Source organism: Ornithinibacillus contaminans, from assembly GCF_001038425.2.
Lineage (GTDB): Bacteria > Bacillota > Bacilli > Bacillales > Amphibacillaceae > Ornithinibacillus > Ornithinibacillus contaminans.
Genome location: NZ_LDPV02000036.1, coordinates 23,338 through 40,582 on the forward strand (window position 1 = coordinate 23,338; position 17,245 = coordinate 40,582).

At 37.3% G+C, this 17,245-nt stretch carries 15 protein-coding genes; 2 read left to right on the plus strand and 13 right to left on the minus strand.

Annotation, left to right across the window (positions count from 1 at the left end; translation table 11 throughout):
• Positions 1–2: 2 nt before the first annotated feature.
• Positions 3–2,678 (plus strand): penicillin-binding protein 1A, encoded by a 2,676-nt coding sequence (locus JF53_RS08825; RefSeq protein ID WP_047980068.1) that lies wholly within the window; start codon positions 3–5, stop codon positions 2,676–2,678.
• 41 nt (positions 2,679–2,719) lie between these two features.
• On the opposite strand, the gene nth is transcribed toward JF53_RS08825, so the two are convergent.
• The 12 genes from nth to JF53_RS08885 all read right to left on the minus strand — a co-directional run bounded on the left by nth (position 2,720) and on the right by JF53_RS08885 (position 15,412).
• A complete protein-coding gene (gene nth, locus JF53_RS08830) occupies positions 2,720–3,376 on the minus strand; it encodes an endonuclease III (protein ID WP_047980067.1) in 657 nt (218 codons plus the stop codon).
• Positions 3,376–4,059 carry a DnaD domain-containing protein gene (locus JF53_RS08835; protein ID WP_047980066.1) on the minus strand — a complete coding sequence of 228 codons (684 nt, stop codon included), beginning with the start codon at positions 4,057–4,059 and terminating at the stop codon, positions 3,376–3,378. The genes nth and JF53_RS08835 overlap by 1 nt, the downstream gene beginning before the upstream one ends.
• 98 nt (positions 4,060–4,157) lie before the next feature.
• On the minus strand, positions 4,158–5,450 hold the full coding sequence (asnS, locus tag JF53_RS08840; protein WP_047980065.1) for an asparagine--tRNA ligase: 1,293 nt from the start codon (positions 5,448–5,450) through the stop codon (positions 4,158–4,160).
• A gap of 58 nt (positions 5,451–5,508) precedes the next feature.
• Positions 5,509–6,693: a pyridoxal phosphate-dependent aminotransferase gene (locus JF53_RS08845; protein ID WP_047980064.1), complete on the minus strand. Its 1,185-nt coding sequence runs from the start codon at positions 6,691–6,693 to the stop codon at positions 5,509–5,511.
• 14 nt (positions 6,694–6,707) lie between these two features.
• On the minus strand, positions 6,708–7,229 hold the full coding sequence (locus JF53_RS08850; RefSeq protein WP_047980063.1) for a cell wall elongation regulator TseB-like domain-containing protein: 522 nt from the start codon (positions 7,227–7,229) through the stop codon (positions 6,708–6,710).
• Positions 7,230–7,558: 329 nt separating this feature from the next.
• Positions 7,559–10,420, minus strand: coding sequence for an ATP-dependent DNA helicase DinG (dinG, locus tag JF53_RS08855; protein WP_236686930.1), 2,862 nt, complete (start codon positions 10,418–10,420; stop codon positions 7,559–7,561).
• Between the two features lie 76 nt (positions 10,421–10,496).
• On the minus strand, positions 10,497–11,492 hold the full coding sequence (locus JF53_RS08860; RefSeq protein WP_047980062.1) for a biotin--[acetyl-CoA-carboxylase] ligase: 996 nt from the start codon (positions 11,490–11,492) through the stop codon (positions 10,497–10,499).
• Entirely contained in the window at positions 11,468–12,670 is a 1,203-nt protein-coding gene (locus JF53_RS08865) for a CCA tRNA nucleotidyltransferase (protein ID WP_047980061.1), read from the minus strand. The genes JF53_RS08860 and JF53_RS08865 overlap by 25 nt, the downstream gene beginning before the upstream one ends.
• 40 nt (positions 12,671–12,710) lie before the next feature.
• Positions 12,711–13,838 (minus strand): N-acetyl-alpha-D-glucosaminyl L-malate synthase BshA, encoded by a 1,128-nt coding sequence (bshA, locus tag JF53_RS08870; protein WP_047980060.1) that lies wholly within the window; start codon positions 13,836–13,838, stop codon positions 12,711–12,713.
• Complete coding sequence (mgsA, locus tag JF53_RS08875; protein WP_047980059.1) at positions 13,835–14,251, minus strand: methylglyoxal synthase; 417 nt, start codon at positions 14,249–14,251, stop codon at positions 13,835–13,837. Before mgsA ends, bshA begins: the two co-directional genes overlap by 4 nt.
• Positions 14,252–14,267: 16 nt before the next feature.
• On the minus strand, positions 14,268–15,062 hold the full coding sequence (gene dapB, locus JF53_RS08880; RefSeq protein ID WP_047980058.1) for a 4-hydroxy-tetrahydrodipicolinate reductase: 795 nt from the start codon (positions 15,060–15,062) through the stop codon (positions 14,268–14,270).
• Between the two features lie 23 nt (positions 15,063–15,085).
• On the minus strand, positions 15,086–15,412 hold the full coding sequence (locus tag JF53_RS08885) for a nucleotide pyrophosphohydrolase (protein ID WP_047980057.1): 327 nt from the start codon (positions 15,410–15,412) through the stop codon (positions 15,086–15,088).
• A 172-nt stretch (positions 15,413–15,584) separates the two neighbouring features.
• Between JF53_RS08885 and JF53_RS08890 the strand changes: the two genes are divergently transcribed.
• Positions 15,585–16,457, plus strand: a complete 873-nt coding sequence (locus JF53_RS08890; protein WP_047980056.1) for a YitT family protein — start codon at positions 15,585–15,587, stop codon at positions 16,455–16,457.
• Between the two features lie 68 nt (positions 16,458–16,525).
• On the opposite strand, the gene JF53_RS08895 is transcribed toward JF53_RS08890, so the two are convergent.
• Entirely contained in the window at positions 16,526–17,203 is a 678-nt protein-coding gene (locus tag JF53_RS08895; RefSeq protein ID WP_083443590.1) for a zinc metallopeptidase, read from the minus strand.
• Positions 17,204–17,245 lie beyond the last annotated feature (42 nt).

Below are 17,245 nucleotides of genomic sequence, written 5' to 3' on the forward strand. Positions count from 1 at the left end.
TTATGGCAGAAAATCGCCAAAGTCGCACTGCACGTAGAAAACAAAAAAAATCAAAAAAGAAACCAGTATGGAAAAAGATATTTTTAGGACTGCTAATCTTCTTTTTAGTTATCGGAGTCGCTGTTGCAGGTCTATTTACCTATTATATTGCCACAGCACCAGAAATTGATGCATCACAATTATCAGATCCAGTATCATCAAAGGTGTATGATCCTAATGGTGAATTAATAGCGGATCTAGGTGAAATAAAACGGACAAAGATCGAATATGATGATTTACCAGATATTCTAATCGATGCCGTTACAGCTACTGAAGATGCACGTTTTTTTGAGCATCCTGGTATTGATATTAGACGTATCGGTGGGGCTGTAATTGGGAATTTACGGAATGGATTTGGTTCTGAAGGAGCTAGTACCATTACACAGCAGGTTGTAGAACGTTCCTTCTTAAACCCTGAAAAGAAACTAAGTTTAAAAGTACAGGAACAATGGTTAGCGTTAAAATTAGAACAGGATTATTCGAAAGAACAAATCCTAGAGATGTATTTGAATAAAATATTTTATGGCGCCAATGCTTATGGTGTTGCAAAAGCAGCTGAAACCTATTTTGGCAAGACCGATTTACATGAGTTAACGTTACCAGAGGCGGCGATATTAGCTGGACTTCCACAACGCCCTACTGCGTATAATCCATTTAATAATCCTGATTTGACGAAGGAAAGAATGGAAACTGTACTGAAATTAATGGTACGTCACGATAAAATAACACAAGAAGAAGCAGATGAAGCACTTAAAGTTGATATTACTTCTCTATTAGTAAAGGATCAACCAGAGCCAAGTCCATATGATGCATTTATCCAACAAGTGGAAAAAGAAGTGAATGAAAAACTAGATGGTGCTGATATCTATTCAGATGGTTTAAAAATTTACACGACAATAGATAAAAATGCACAAGATCATGTGGAGTACTTGTTATCGAATGCAGAGGATAACCCTATCCCCTATCCGAATGAAGATTTACATGCGGGTCTAGTTGTACTAGATACTAAAACTGGTGCTATTCGTGCCATTGGTGGAGATCGAAACTATCAAAACGGATTTAACTATGCGATTCAAGGTGGAAACCAAGCAGGTTCAACCTTTAAACCGATTGTTGCTTATGGTCCAGCCATTGAATACAACAAGATGTCTACTTATCATCAAATTAATGATGATAAACCATATGAAATAGCTGGAACAGATGGAAAAGTAATACGAAATTGGAACCGTGAATACCAAGGCTGGATGACCGCACGTTATGCATTACAAGAATCACTAAACGTTCCTGCGGTAAAAACATTAGAAGAAACTGGCTACGACAATGCCCAAAAATTTGCCAATAATTTAGGGATTGAATTTGCTAATGGTAGACCGCAATTAACAGATGCAATTGGTGGTGCCGATACGACAGTTAATCCATTACAAATGGCAGGAGCCTATCAAGCGTTTGGTAATGGTGGTATTCGATATGAACCACATGCCGTAACAAAAGTTGTCTTTCCAGATGAACGTACGGTTGATTTGGCACCAGAACCCGTTGTAGCAATGTCTGATTACACGGCATATATGATTTCTGATATGTTAAAGACTGCTTTATCACAAGGTTCATCAGGTGGAAATGCTCGTATGCCAGGTCTACCAGTTGCAGCGAAGACTGGTACAACTAATTTAGAGGATCAAGACGGAGCAAAAGATTCCTGGGTAACAGGTTTTACGACGAATTATACCATGTCGGTATGGGTCGGTTATGATGAAACAAATCGCACGATGCCATATGCTGATACGCAAATTGCACACTATTTATTTAAAAATACGATGACAGAGTTATCTAAGGATATTGAAACGGCAGATTTTACGAAGCCTGATTCAGTAGTTAAAGTTGCTGTTGAAAAAGGTTCAAACCCTGCTACATTGCCAAGTGACTACACGCCAGAATCTGAAGTTGTTACGGAATTGTTCGTAAAAGGAACAGAACCTACGAAGACATCTGAGAAATATGATAAATTAGATGCAGTTAAGGATCTAAAAGCAGAATATGTTGCTGAAAGTAACGCTATTAAGGTTCAGTGGGGATACGATAAAGACAAAGATCAGGCAATATCCTTTGAGGTTTCTGCTAGTGTAGATGATGGAAAAATGCAAGTCCTCTCTACTACGGAAGATAACGAAATTGAAATTACGGAAGTTACACCTGGTTCTTCCTATACGATTCAAGTAGTGGCCTTCAATGCAGAGGATGATTCAAAACGTAGTGATCCACAAGCTGTTTCCTTAACATTAGAAGCCGAAGAAGAACCAGATACAATCAATCCTGTGGAAAATTTAAGTGCTAATTTCATTCCCGATCAGTCGTTGATTGATGTTTCTTGGGATTATAACGGACCTCCCGCATCCTTTGAAGTTATTGTGGAAGGACCACAAGGTGGCACACAAATCGTACAGTCAAAAGGTATTGAAATAAATGGAAATTTTGAGCCTGGTGGTAGCTATACTATTCATGTAACAGCGATCGGTCAAAATGGAGGCCAATCAGGTAACAGAAGTGAAACAAGAACGACAACGATAGATATTCCGAGTGATTCCGAAGATACAACAACCGAACCGGAAGAACCAGCGAATGAAGAAGACGGAGAAGAATAAGTAAAAAACGAGGAGATCCTTAGAAGGACCTCCTCGTTTTTTTATATAGCATCCCTTTCTTTCATTCGCTTTTTCCCTTCCCTGCAAATTTCAAGCAGCGGACATTCCGGACAGTTAGGATTTTTCGCTTTACAATGGTATCTTCCGAAGAAAATTAATCGATGATGTGTAACACTCCATTCATCCTTTGGTACCTTTTTCATTAATGTCTCTTCTACTTCAATAACGGAATCCTTCCAACGACATATCCCAAGTCGTTTTGATACTCTCTCTACATGTGTATCTACGGCAATTGCAGGTTCACCAAAAGCTACCGAAGCCACTACATTAGCTGTTTTTCTACCGACCCCAGCTAACTTTACGAGTTCATCCTTTGATTTAGGCACTTCTCCATCATATTGATCAAGTAATACTTGGCAAAGCTTCTGGATGTTTTTTGCTTTATTACGATATAAGCCGATTGATCGGATATCTTGTTGTAGTTCCTCGAGGGATACTGCTAAATAATTCTCTGGGGTTTTATATTTTTTAAATAATTCCTTTGTTACTTTATTAACAAGTGCATCTGTACATTGTGCAGACAATAATACTGCGATAACTAATTCAAAAGGATTATCATGTATTAGTTCACATTCTGCATCTGGGAACATATCAGCGATTTCGTCGAGACAAAATCGAATCTCTTTCTTAGTAAGCATTATTCCTCTCCCTCTAACCAATTATAGTAAAAGGATGTATCACGTTTCTTTGGTAAAGAAGTCTGCTGTTTAGTAGCTTGATTATCATGAAAACGTTTGGATGCCTCACGTGCTTGTTCAACGGAATGAATCCCCTTCTTTTTCCATTCGCGAAGAATTCGGTCCATATATTTAAAATTTAATTTCCCCATCAGAACCGATTCACGTAAAGCTGCTTTGATTAGTGATGGCGCAATCTTATCTTCATCAAGCCAAGCATTGATGGTTTCAATTTCAAAAGGTGAAATAGGTCTGCCAAATTCTTGTTCAAATAATATAAATAAAGTGCCATCCTCATTCTGCTTGTCCTCTACTACTGGTTGTTCAAATAGTTTTTCCCATAAAGGTTCCAGTGAATAGGCTTCACTTAATTGCTCATGGTTATTTTCTAATCGTTCTATTTTTAATAAATTCCGTTGCATAAGTTTTCGTAAAATGACAGAACATGCTTTATCATCTATCGATAAAGTGGCAGTTAACTCATCTAATGTTGGAAAGAAGTTACCTTGTATCGAAAAGCGATGAATTTGTATTAATACCATTACCTCTGTTTCATCTAAGCCAATTGTATTGTAGGAGAGTAACAACTCATTCGGGATTGTTACTTGATTGATTAATTGTTGATATGAAATAGATTTTGTCATATAGTTGCACCTCCTATCCTAGTATAGCATGATTGTTGTCCCTATGAGATTAAAATCCCCTGCACAAGTGTGGCAAGGGATGAGTTGGAAACGTATTTTTATGGATATAAACGATTTAATAAACGTGGGAATGGGATTGTTTCACGAACATGTTCTACACCTGATAACCATGCGACAGTTCGTTCTAACCCTAAGCCAAATCCAGAATGTGGTACACTACCGTATTTTCTTAGCTCTAAGTACCACTGATAAGCAGGTCCTGTTAATCCATGCTCCTCATAACGTTGTTGCATTAATTCTAAATCATCAATACGCTGTGAACCACCGATAATTTCGCCGTATCCTTCTGGAGCAATAAGGTCTGCACAAAGTACTACGTCATCACGAGTAGGATCTGGTTTCATATAAAATGCTTTAATGGATGCCGGATAATTCGTAATAAAGACAGGCATGTCAAAGCTCTCCGCAATTGCTGTCTCGTGCGGAGCACCAAAATCCTCACCCCATTCAATATCGGTAAATCCTTTTTCTTTTAATAGAGTAATCGCATCATCATATGAAATTCTAGGGAATGGCGCCTTAATTTTTTCAAGCTTAGCTGTATCGCGTTCTAATGTTTTTAACTCTAATTGGCAATTTTTTAGAACGGATTGAACAATATAGCTAACGTAATTCTCTTGAATTTCTAAGCTTTCATCGTGTTCTACAAAGGCCATTTCTGGTTCAATCATCCAGAATTCAATTAAGTGACGACGTGTTTTCGATTTTTCAGCGCGGAAAGTTGGCCCAAATGAGAATACTTTTCCTAAAGCCATTGCTGCAGCTTCCATATACAATTGACCACTTTGAGATAAATAGGCATCTTCGTCAAAATACTTCGTATGGAATAGCTCTGTAGTACCTTCTGCTGATGCAGCTGTTAAAATTGGCGGGTCCACCTTCGCGTAGCCATTATCATTGAAAAATTCATAAGTGGCACGAATGATTTCATTACGGATTTTCATAACAGCATGCTGTCTTTTAGAACGTAACCATAAATGGCGATGATCCATTAAAAATTCTGTTCCATGCTCTTTCGGTGTGATTGGATAATCTACTGACTCATGGATTAGTTCAATACTTGCTACTTGCATTTCATAACCTAATGGTGAACGTGTATCTTCAACGATTGTACCTGTTATGTACATAGATGATTCTTGAGTGATGTTTTTAGCAAGTTGGAATGTTTCTTCATCTACTTCACTTTTTACTACTACGGCTTGCATGAATCCAGTTCCATCACGTAGTTGTAAAAATGCGATTTTACCACTAGAGCGCTTGTTAGCTAGCCAAGCCCCGATTGTGACTTCTTTACCTTCAAATTTAGATACTTGTGCGATTGTTGTTTTCAATTTTATACCTCCATTACATTTTCGCTCGTTACAAAAAAGGACGAACAGTAGTTAAATCTTATTTTAGATGATTTTCTACGAAACGACGAATTCGCTTAGCTGCTTCCTCTAGTTGTTCTTTAGAGATTGCATAAGATAACCGTACGTAATCTGGTGCACCAAACCCAGAACCAGGAACAATTGCCACTTTCTCCTCTTCCAGCAAAGCAGAAACCCAATCATCAACCGATTCAAAGCCGGTTAAGCTTGCTGCTTGGGAGACATTTGGAAATAGGTAAAACGCTCCTTGGGGCTTTTGGCAGGTTACACCTGGAATCTCAACTATTAAATCATATAACGCATTCAATCTTTCTGCAAATACTTTACGCATTTCAATCGTTGGATCCTCTTTCGCTCGGTAAGCAGCTAAGGATGCATATTGTGCTATCGAAGTTGGATTTGATGTGGAATGGGATGCAAGGTTTGTCATTGCTTTAATAATAGCGACAGGTCCAGCAGCATAGCCTATTCTCCATCCTGTCATAGCATGTGATTTGGAAACCCCATTAATGACCACTGTCCGTTCTTTTAATTCGGTTGAAAGCTGTGCAATAGAAACATGTTTATCGTTCGTATATATAAGCTTTTCATAAATCTCATCAGAAATAATGAGTAAATCGTGTTTTGTACATACAGAACCTAGTGCTTTTAATTCACTTTCAGTATACATCATACCGGTAGGATTGCTTGGCGAGTTAATAATAATTGCCTTCGTTTTAGCGGTAATAGCAGTTTCTAGTTGTTCGGGCGTGATTTTAAAATTATTTTCCTCTAGTCCGCTAACAATACTAGGAGTACCACCAGCCAATTTAATTTGTTCCGGATAACTTACCCAAAACGGAGATGGTACGATGACCTCATCTCCCTCATTCAATATGACTTGAAAAAGCGTGTATAAAGCATGTTTTGCACCAGATGTAACAATAATTTCATTGGCGCTATAGGTTAAATTATTGTCACGAGAGAGCTTTTCGATAACGGCTTGTTTTAACTCATTAATTCCACCTGTTGGTGTATATTTAGTCATTCCAAGATCCATTGCTTCTCTAGCAGCTTCTAGGATATATGCTGGTGTGTTAAAATCTGGTTCCCCAGCACCAAGACCAATTACATCATAGCCATTTTGTTTTAATTCTTTTGCTTTAGCCGTAATGGCCAATGTGCTTGATGGTGTCAGTGTCTTCACTCTGTTTGCGATTTCCATAAACTTTCCCTCTCTTATTCAAACATTTTATTAAAACGAAATTCCTCATATTGTGTACCATCATACATGGATACATAATTAATAACATAGCGATTAGCTTCATCGGTAAAGGTTATTTCCCACAGTGCATTGCCTTTAATAATGGCAGGGACAATAGCTTGAAACTCACAGGCTGAGCATTCTTTTTCCCAGTTTTGTTTAACTGTGTCAGAAGTGATGATATCTTCCTGTGCTACGATTGTTATGTCTTCTTTTTTGGTATCAGGAACAAAGGCAATCTGCTCTTCGTTATCGCGCTTCGTTCCATATATTACATGATATCCTGTATCACCATAAAATCTCATCGTATCATTAATTTCAACAATATCTGTTTCCGCTAATACACGCTTACGAGCAGCATCATATCCATCTGTTTTACTCGATTGAATACTAGTATAAACAATAACAAAAAAAGTGATAAACGCAATTATTAGTAGTATAAAAGCAAGAACTACCCACTTCGTCCAGGAGGGAAAATCAATCCGTTTTCTATACATAAGCCACTGTTGGTCTACATCCAACTTCTCGTAACAATTTAGTAATACGTTTTAAATCTTGACTAGCTATCATTTGCATCCTAAAATTCACCCTCCATTATGCTATACATGACAATTCACTTCTTTTATTATCAATATTTGTAAGACATAGTTGTCTAATGGCTGTTTATACTATAAGTAACGTTGAACTTAAATAAGATGAAACACATACATTATAACAACAAATCATTCTTTTGTTTTGTTTTTATTTATTTCAACCAAAATTTCTCTAAACACCATACCATCCTATTGACTGATGCTACATGCGTCAGTTCTTTTTTTGCTCGTTTTTAAAACCAGTTCTTGGCTTTTTCCATTAACTTCGCTGTTGAATCAAAGGTAATTGGTACAGCAGGAATCGATCCGGTAAAATAGCTCCCATAACGTGCTGTCATAATTCGAGCATCACAGACAAATACGATTCCCCTATCATTGGTTGAACGTATCAATCGGCCGAATCCCTGTTTAAAACGGATAACAGCATTTGGCAAGGAAAGGTCATAAAAGGCATTTTCGTCATTCTTTTTCATTTCGATAGCCTTTGCTTCATATACCGGATGGTTAGGTGGCTGAAATGGTAACCGTACAATCATCAAACAGGACAAATCATCCCCGGGAATATCAACACCCTCCCAAAAAGAACTAGTTCCTAATAAGATAGATTGGTCAAAGGTTTGGAAATTCTTTTTGAGCCTTGCTCTACTTCCACTAGAGATTCCTTGAGCAATAAGAACGAACTGGTCATTCTCCATTATTTCTTTTAATAAATAGTACGATTTCTTCAACATATCATAAGAGGTAAATAATACGAGCATTCTTCCGTTCGTAATCTCAGCGAGGCTAAGGATTGACTCACAGGTAGCAAATATGAAATCGTCAGTATCGCCATATTGAACTGCTGGAAAGTCATTCGGAATCAATACCTGTACTTGTTGGTCATAAGAGAATGGTGACGCTATTTTTTTCGTTACTACTTGTTCCGGTGTTAATCCAAGCCTTTTTTGAATAAAAGTAAAGGAGTTTTTCATGGTTAACGTAGCACTCGTTAAGACGACACTTTCTTTTTGGTTGAAAAAACCTTCTGATAAAATCGAAGCAATACTTACAGGTTCACTATACAAATAAACCGCGTTCTTTGCTCCATATGCTTCGATTTCTATCCATTTTACATCTGTCGTATCGTTGTCGAGTAAGAAAAGTTGTTCCAATCCATCGATAAACGATTGGAGAACTTCTATTTTTTGTTGTACACTATCAAGATTTTCTTTATTCGTCACGACACTTTCTAGACCCGTTAATAAATGAATAAGATCACGTAAATAATAAATCATTCGACTTGCCATTTCTTTTATCGTTAACCATTTCGTTGACTGTTCTTTCTCGCTCTGATATCGGTATTGTATTCGACCGACATCACTTAGTGTCTTCGAAGTACCTTGTTGATGTAAAACATATTGGAATATAGTTCGAAATAAATCATCCAATTCATATTTAATCAAAGCATATAAATCATCCCAACGTTCTTTCGGAATAGCTTGTTCAAGCTCTGGAGTTTCTTTATCGTTTACTAGCGAGGAAATCCATTTCCCTTCACTGTACGAACCCAACTGATTAAAAACATGTTGCATGTTTACATAATCTAGCTTCAATCCATAATGTTTAGCAGCTGTTTCTTCTAGATGATGTGCTTCATCAATAATTGCTTTTTCATATGACGGTAAGAATTGGTAGTCATGAAACATATCGGTGCATAATAACGCATGATTTGTAATAATGATGTTCGATTGTTGCGCTTTTCTTCTCGCTTTTTGATAATATGAGTATTTATACCAGGGTGAAAATGGATCCAGTTGCCCTTCTGTATCAGCAGAAATTCGTTTATAAAATAGTTGTCCATGTGAAGGTAAATGTAATTCATCAATATCGCCTGTTTCCGTCTCTAGTAACCAAACTAATATCATTGCTTTCGTTAAGGCTACATCATAATTCTCCTGTTGATCGGAGAATAGCTCATTCGCAAATTTTTCGAGGCTGATGTAATGCTGTTTCCCTTTCAATAACGAAACAGAAAATGGAAATGATACTAGCTTCTTAATAAGCGGTACTTCTTCCTCTAATAATTGTGATTGTAATTGAGTCGTATACGTACTTATGACAATTCGTTTATTTGAGTGAACAGATTCGTACACGGCTGGTAGTAAATAAGCTAAGGATTTTCCAGTACCTGTTTCCGCTTCTATTAAAGCGTGTTTTCGGGATTGAAATGCATCATAAACGATTTCTGACATGTCTCGTTGTCCATCACGTTTTTCATAATGCTTCATTTCCGCGGCCATTGCCCCATCTTCCTCGTAAATAGCATCCAAATAATCGCCATATGAGGATGAAAGAAGAACTTTTTCCCGCTTATCACTCGTTAAATCACGAAATGCCAAGCCTTTATAGGAAACCACATGAGAATTCTCATTAAATGCTGAGGTGGTCTGCATAGCTTGTAAAAGTAGTGATAAATCGGATTTCAGCATCGGTTCTAGCTTTAGAAGTTGGCTAAGTGTTTCATATGGTAGCGAAGAAAGCTTTTGCATTAAGTTAATAAAGAGCTTCGCTGTTACATACGCATCTGACAATGCTCGATGAGGATTATCATGCGTAATAGCAAGATATTCTGCTAATATACCTAGCTTATAACCAGGGGCCTGTGGATACAATATTCTCGTTAACTCTACGGTATCAATTACTGGGTTATGAAGGCGCCTTTTTCCGATGGCAGTGAGCTCTGCATTTAAAAATCCTAGGTCAAAGGGAACATTATGCGCAATTAAATAACTATTTTCAAATAGATGAACAATAGTATCTGCCATTTCCTGAAATGTTGGAGCTTGTTTAACATCCTCATCGGTTATGCCGGTTAATTTTGTAATAAATGGTGGAATTTCTTTACCAGGTGATAACATCGTCGAAAATTCATCAACAATCTGGTCGTTTTCGATTACGACGATACCGACTTCTATTATTTTGTCTTGGTTCGCCGATGAATTACCTGTCGTTTCCAAATCGACTACGACATAACGGTTCATTGGGTTCATTGCTCCACCACCTTTTATAAAAAATTTCGTTCGTAAGCATTTCTTTTTCATATTGCCTTCAAACATGTGAATAAGACTCTTATCTAACTGTACGATAAGAGTCTGCCCTATCTTTTGTTATGTAAAGATATCCTGCATCTTCTTACTTGCTACCGTTAGAAAACCAATCAATTTCACCAGAATAAACCTTTTTAATCGTCCCATCCTGGTACGATGCCAGTAATGCACCATCGTCAGCAATGCCCATAATTTTAATTTCCTGTTCATCCTTTATTGTCTTAATTTTTGTCGTTTCACCAATGCGATAACCATAGCTTTCCCACTTTTGCTTGATTGCCGTTTGAAAACCATTCTCAAGATAATTGGAATAGGTCTCTTCGAATGTCAGTAATATGTCTTGGATTAATACATGCAAATCCCAGTCTTTATTCGTTTCGATCTTTAGAGAGGTTGCTCTCGCTTGAATGTCATCTGGTAATTCTTCTTGTTCTTGATTGACGTTTATACCTATTCCGATGACAATATATTGAATTTGGTCCTGTTCTGCTTGCATTTCGGTTAGAATGCCTGCTACCTTTTTATTCGATAAAATGATATCATTTGGCCACTTTATTTTTGGTGTTACATGTAGCTTGTTTTGCATAACATCTGCCAGTACAGTTGCTGTTAACAAAGTAAGCTGTGGTGCAAGATTCGGTCCAATTGTGGGTCGTAAAACGATGCTTAGCCAAATCCCTTTATCCTTTGCACTATGCCATGATCGGCTAAGTCGTCCTTTCCCGGCAGTTTGTTCATCTGCCATTACAACAGTTCCGTGTGGCGCATTCTCGGACGCTAATTGATGTGCGATATGCTGTGTTGAGGTCGTAGACTCACGATGAATAAGCGTCTTGCCCAGCCATTTAGTTTTCAATCCCCATTGGACTGTATTCTGACTAACCTTCTTCGGAATTTCGATAATCCGATAGCCCTTATTTCGTATCGCTTCAATCTTGTATCCGTCTTTTTCCAATTCCTTCATATGCTTCCAGATTGCATTTCTTGAAAGATTAAGCTTATCTGAAATCACTTGACCAGAAATAAATGTATCCTCTTCTTTGGACAAAAGCTGAATTAATTTGTTACGGGTGGATTCCATTTTATCCAATCCTTTATAAGTGATGTCTCATTTCGAATATTTCCTAATACAACTTGTTTTTCAATAGCGGTTAACAATTTCTGAATCCATGGTCCTTTTGTTTCATTTGGAAACATGCTAACCAAATCATTACCATTAATCTTAATCTCTGACCGATGTTTAATTGGTAAACTATCTAATAGTGAAGCCAACTGAATAGTTTCTACCTTTTTAGGAAATAAGATATCGGTAAGCCTAGAAAAACTGTTGTGTAGATCTGGTAATAGTTGATAAACTAGCCAATTGTCAAGCCCATGTAATTTATAGTAGCATATTGCTTCATGAAGTTGTAGCGATTCTTTTACGATTTTATTGGAACATTTCCAGTTTCGCGTAATAGCACGTATACTTAAATCTTGCTTTAGAGAATGAATTAGACAGACCACCTCTGCTAATGATTGCAATGGTTTAATAGGACGTGGTAGTACTTGAAGTAATGGTAGTTCCTTTAAAACAGGAAGATGTTTATCTATCTCAAGCTCGTGAATATAATTCAAACCATTTGTAACCGAATCTCCTGCGAAGGTCTTCTGTAGCTCTTTGGTAATTCGTTCGATTGCAAGTCCTTCAAGGTTCGGTTTGACTGCAAGGATCGCTTGCTTTGTTTCCTCCTCGATTGAAAAACCTAATTGACTTGAAAAGCGGATTGCTCGTAAAATTCGTAGCGGGTCTTCTTTAAATCGATCGACACCATTTCCAACAGTACGTATTAAATGGCGCTTAAGGTCTTCTTCTCCTTGAAACAAATCAATAATTGTGCCATTCTTATCCATCGCTAATGCATTAATCGTAAAATCACGCCGTTCCAAATCTTTATCAATTTTTTCGATAAATTCAACAGAGTCTGGATGGCGTTGATCAGAGTACTTCCCTTCGACTCGAAAAGTTGTTACTTCATATGATACATGAGCATGCCTTACGATTACTGTTCCATGTTCAATACCAACCGGAATTACTTGGTCAAATAGTTCAAGTATTACTTCAGGTGTTGCAGACGTGGTTATATCAATATCACCAATAGATCGTTGCAAGAATAAGTCACGAACACAGCCACCAACAAAATATGCCTGATGTCCGGCTGCTTCGATTGTTTGAATTATAAACAATGCTTCACGAAAAGCATTTGGTAACTGCTTCACCTTTTATACCTCCTGTTTCATATGGATAGGAGTATCCATGTTACATAGTGGTTAGCACTTTATCATATAAGTCCAAGTATTGTTTAACAATCAGTGAGGAGTGGAAGTTATTCCTAACATGATTAACCGCGTTTTTAGAGAACGTATGGAGTAATGTATCGTTCTGTAACAATTCAATCGCATAACTACTTGCAGCAGCTATATCTCCCAATTCCACAATATACCCTGTTTCATCATGCTTCAGCACCTCTGGAATACCACCGACATTCGTTCCGATACAAGGAACTTCGCATGCCATTGCTTCTAATAATACTAAACCAAAGCTTTCTTTTTCAGACATTAAAAGATTTAAGTCCGATATTGATAAGAGATCACTAATATTCTTTTGTTTCCCTAGAAACAGTACATCGTCTTGTAATCCTAAGTTTTGAACAAGCTGGAAAGTCGTAGAATATTCCGGGCCATCTCCAACTAATAATAGCTTAGCTTGTACATTATCATTAATCCGTTTAAACGAATGAACGATATCGTCCAACCGTTTGACCTTACGAAAATTTGATATATGAATGATTACTTTTTCATCCTCTGAAATTCCATACTGCGCCTTGATGGATTCGAGGTCTTTCTTGTGATATTCTTGTTCATTAACGAAATTATAAATAACTTCAATATCCTTTTTAACGTCAATTCTAGCTTTTGTCTGCTTCACTAAATCGTGAGAAACAGCGGTGACAGCATCAGAATTTTCTATCCCATATTTAATCATTCGTTTAAAGGTATTATCGATACCTAATACCGTAATATCGGTACCATGTAGGGTTGTAACAATTTTTACATCTCGTTGGGCCATATCACGTGCTAGGATTGCACATATGGCATGTGGCATTGCATAATGAACGTGTAATATATCTAATTCTTCCCGATCAATCACTTCGGCCATTTTCGTTGCCAAGGCAAGATCATATGGCGGGTATTGGAATACAGGATAATGACCTACCTCTACTTCGTGATAATAAATCGAGGGGTACACTTTAGTTAAACGAAATGGCAAGCTTGTTGTTATAAAATGGATTTCATGACCTTGCTCCGCCATTAATATACCTAGTTCGGTTGCAATAACACCTGATCCCCCAACTGATGGGTAACAGGTTATTCCTATCTTTTTCATGTTTCACGATCCTTATTAGCTTTTACTACGTTTCTCCAATCCACATCCCCACGTTCTAGGCCATGAATAAATAATTCAGATGACGCCATATTGGTTGCCAGTGGCACTTGGTATACGTCACACAAACGCATTAAGGCACTAATATCCGGTTCATGAGGCTGTGCAGTTAATGGATCGCGGAAGAAAATTACCATATCCATTTCGTTGTTGGCAATCATCGCGCCAATTTGCTGATCACCACCAAGTGGACCAGACTGAAAACGGTGAATCGTTAATCCGGTTTCCTCTGCTATCATTTTTCCGGTTGTACCAGTTGCATATAATGAATGCTTTTGTAAAACATATTGATATGCAACAGCAAAACTAATAATTTGTGATTTCTTTTTATCATGGGCAATCAACGCAATATTCATTAGTTTCCTCCAAAAATTAGTCTAATTCTATATCCAAAACATTTTCTAATCCGTATACGAATTCTTTGAGCTTAATTACTTGATTAATCGAAAACTTAATCCCATCCATAAAGGATGATCGACTAATTGAATCATGTTTGATGGTGAGAGTCTGCCCTTCTCCCCCAAAAATCACTTCTTGATGCGCAACTAATCCAGGCAAGCGCACACTATGAATATGGATTCCTTCATCATCAGCCCCTCTAGCGCCCGGCATTATTTCAGTCTCTTCTGGATGTCCTTGTTTTTTTGGCTCACGTATTGTTTTTATTAAATCAGCGGTTTTAACGGCAGTACCAGATGGTGCATCCATTTTTTGATCATGATGTTTCTCAATAATTTCTACATCAGAAAAATACTTTGCTGCGATCTTAGAAAATTGCATCATTAAAATAGCCCCAATCGCAAAATTAGGTGCGATAATACAGCCGGTTTTATTGGCATGTGCAATGGTCTTCAAATCTGTAAGCTGTGCATTGGTAAATCCAGTTGTCCCAACAACACAGTGAATTTGCTTTTGTAAAGCCATAATGCAGTGATTGTAGCTCGTTTCTGTATTAGTAAGATCTATTAATACATCTGGGTTTACTTTGTAGAAACATTCCTCAGCATCCAAAAATACAGGTATGTGATTATCATTTAACATAGGTACATCACTAACGATTCGGTCAATACAACCAACTAATTCAAAGTCATTTTCTCTCAGTACCATTTGAACAGCCTCAGAGCCCATCCTACCACGTGGACCTGCAATAACAATTTTACGTGTCATGTGCTAACCCTCCTAGAACATCATTAATCCTTACGTGTCCATCGATCCCTATCTCTCGTTTCAATTTTAGTCATCGAACGATTAAAGGACTCCGATAAGTCAATATGTAACGAATTTGCAAAACAGGTCAAGACAAATATCATGTCTCCTAACTCATCTTCAATCGTTTTTTCATCCTCAGTTGCTTTCTTTGGTTTTTCACCATAATGATGATTTACTTCACGAGCTAATTCTCCTACTTCTTCTGTTAAACGGGCCATAAGTGCTAATGGTGAAAAATAACCTTCTTTAAATTGGCTTATATAGCGATCAACGCGTTCTTGAATATCTTTTGTTGAATAAATTGTCATTGTATTTAATCAGTTCTCCTTTACCTACATCATCTATTGTTAATGGTAGCGAATAGCAGAGCATTTGACAAATTTTTAAGACGCCAGGTCAAAGTTTGTCCTTCTATATTAAATTGATTATAATAAAGAAAGTGTGTAGAAAACGCAACACGACATTGATGGAGGTAACGACATGGTTTTTGGTTTACGAATTAAAAATATTTTATTTATTTTGCTCGGTGCGGCAATTTTTTCATTTGGTATCGTTCATTTCAACATGCAGAATAATTTGGGTGAAGGTGGTTTCACTGGGATAACCCTGATTTTATATTTTGCCTTTCATTGGGATCCGGCAATTACAAATATTATTTTAAATGTGCCCGTCTTGTTTATCGGTTGGAAATTTCTTGGAAGAAATACCTTTCTTTATACGATCATCGGTACGTTTGCTGTGTCATTATTTTTAAGTTTATTTCAAATCAATCCATTTCCGATTAATCTAGAAAATGATATGACGTTGGCGGCCTTATTTGCAGGTGTATTTATTGGAGTTGGTCTAGGTATTGTATTTCGTTATGGAGGAACTACTGGTGGAGTCGATATTATAGCACGAATTGTACATAAATATATTGGTTGGAGCATGGGGAAAACAATGTTTCTCTTTGATTTTATCGTAATTGCTACATCTGTATTTACCATCCTTCAATTGGAGCAAGGTATGTATACGTTAGTTGCAGTATATGTCGGTGCAAGAGTGATTGACTTTATTCAGGAAGGAGCCTATTCTGCTCGAGGTGCTACTATTATTTCAGCGAAAAGTGATGCTATAGCCGCTAAGATTATGAATACAATGGACCGGGGTGTTACCGTATTGGATGGTCGAGGTAGTTTTACTGGTGAAAAACGTGATGTACTGTATTGTGTTGTTGGAAGAAATGAGATAGTGAAGCTAAAGAACATTATTAATGGGATAGACCCACATGCTTTTGTAGCAGTAAGTTCTGTTCACGATGTAGTTGGAGAAGGTTTTACATTAGATGAAAACAAGAATCCGATTCATCATTAACCATATGAAAAGGGCTGGACAAAAATATTGTTCAGCCCTTTTTTAATTATTTAAATCAAGGAACAGCTTTAATCTTGATTACTAGCAACAATCATAAATACAAACCGCAATAATTCTGCAACGGCTACTAGTGCAGCGGCGACATATGTCATTGCTGCAGCATTTAACACTTTCTTTGTTTCACGTTCTTCATTATTACGGATAACGCCAGTGGATACTAGCTGTGTCATTGCTCGATTAGATGCATCAAATTCAACTGGTAATGTTATAAGCTGGAACAATACTGCAGCCCCCATAAACACTACACCAACTGTTGCTAGTTCTAGCATACCTAATAGGAAACCAGCAATAATTAAAAAGAATGATACATTAGATCCGAAACTTGCTACTGGTACTAATGCTGTTCTAAAACGAAGAAACGCATACGATTCCTGATCCTGTATCGCGTGACCAACTTCGTGTGCAGCAACCGCAGAAGCAGCCATTGAATGGCCATGGTAAATGCCAGAAGATAGGCGAACCACTTTTTTGCGTGGATCATAATGATCAGAAAGCATCCCTTTTGTTTCTTCGATTTGTACATCGTATAAACCATTATCATCAAGTATCTTACGTGCCACTTGAGCACCGGTCATCATGGATGACGTAGCGACTTTTGAATACTTTTTATACGTATTCTTTACTCGTGATTGTGCCCATAGTGGGACTAGCATTATTAATATAAAATAGATAAGATACGCACCCATTCGTAGTATTCCCTCCATCGTTACTATATTGGTTTCTTTAAG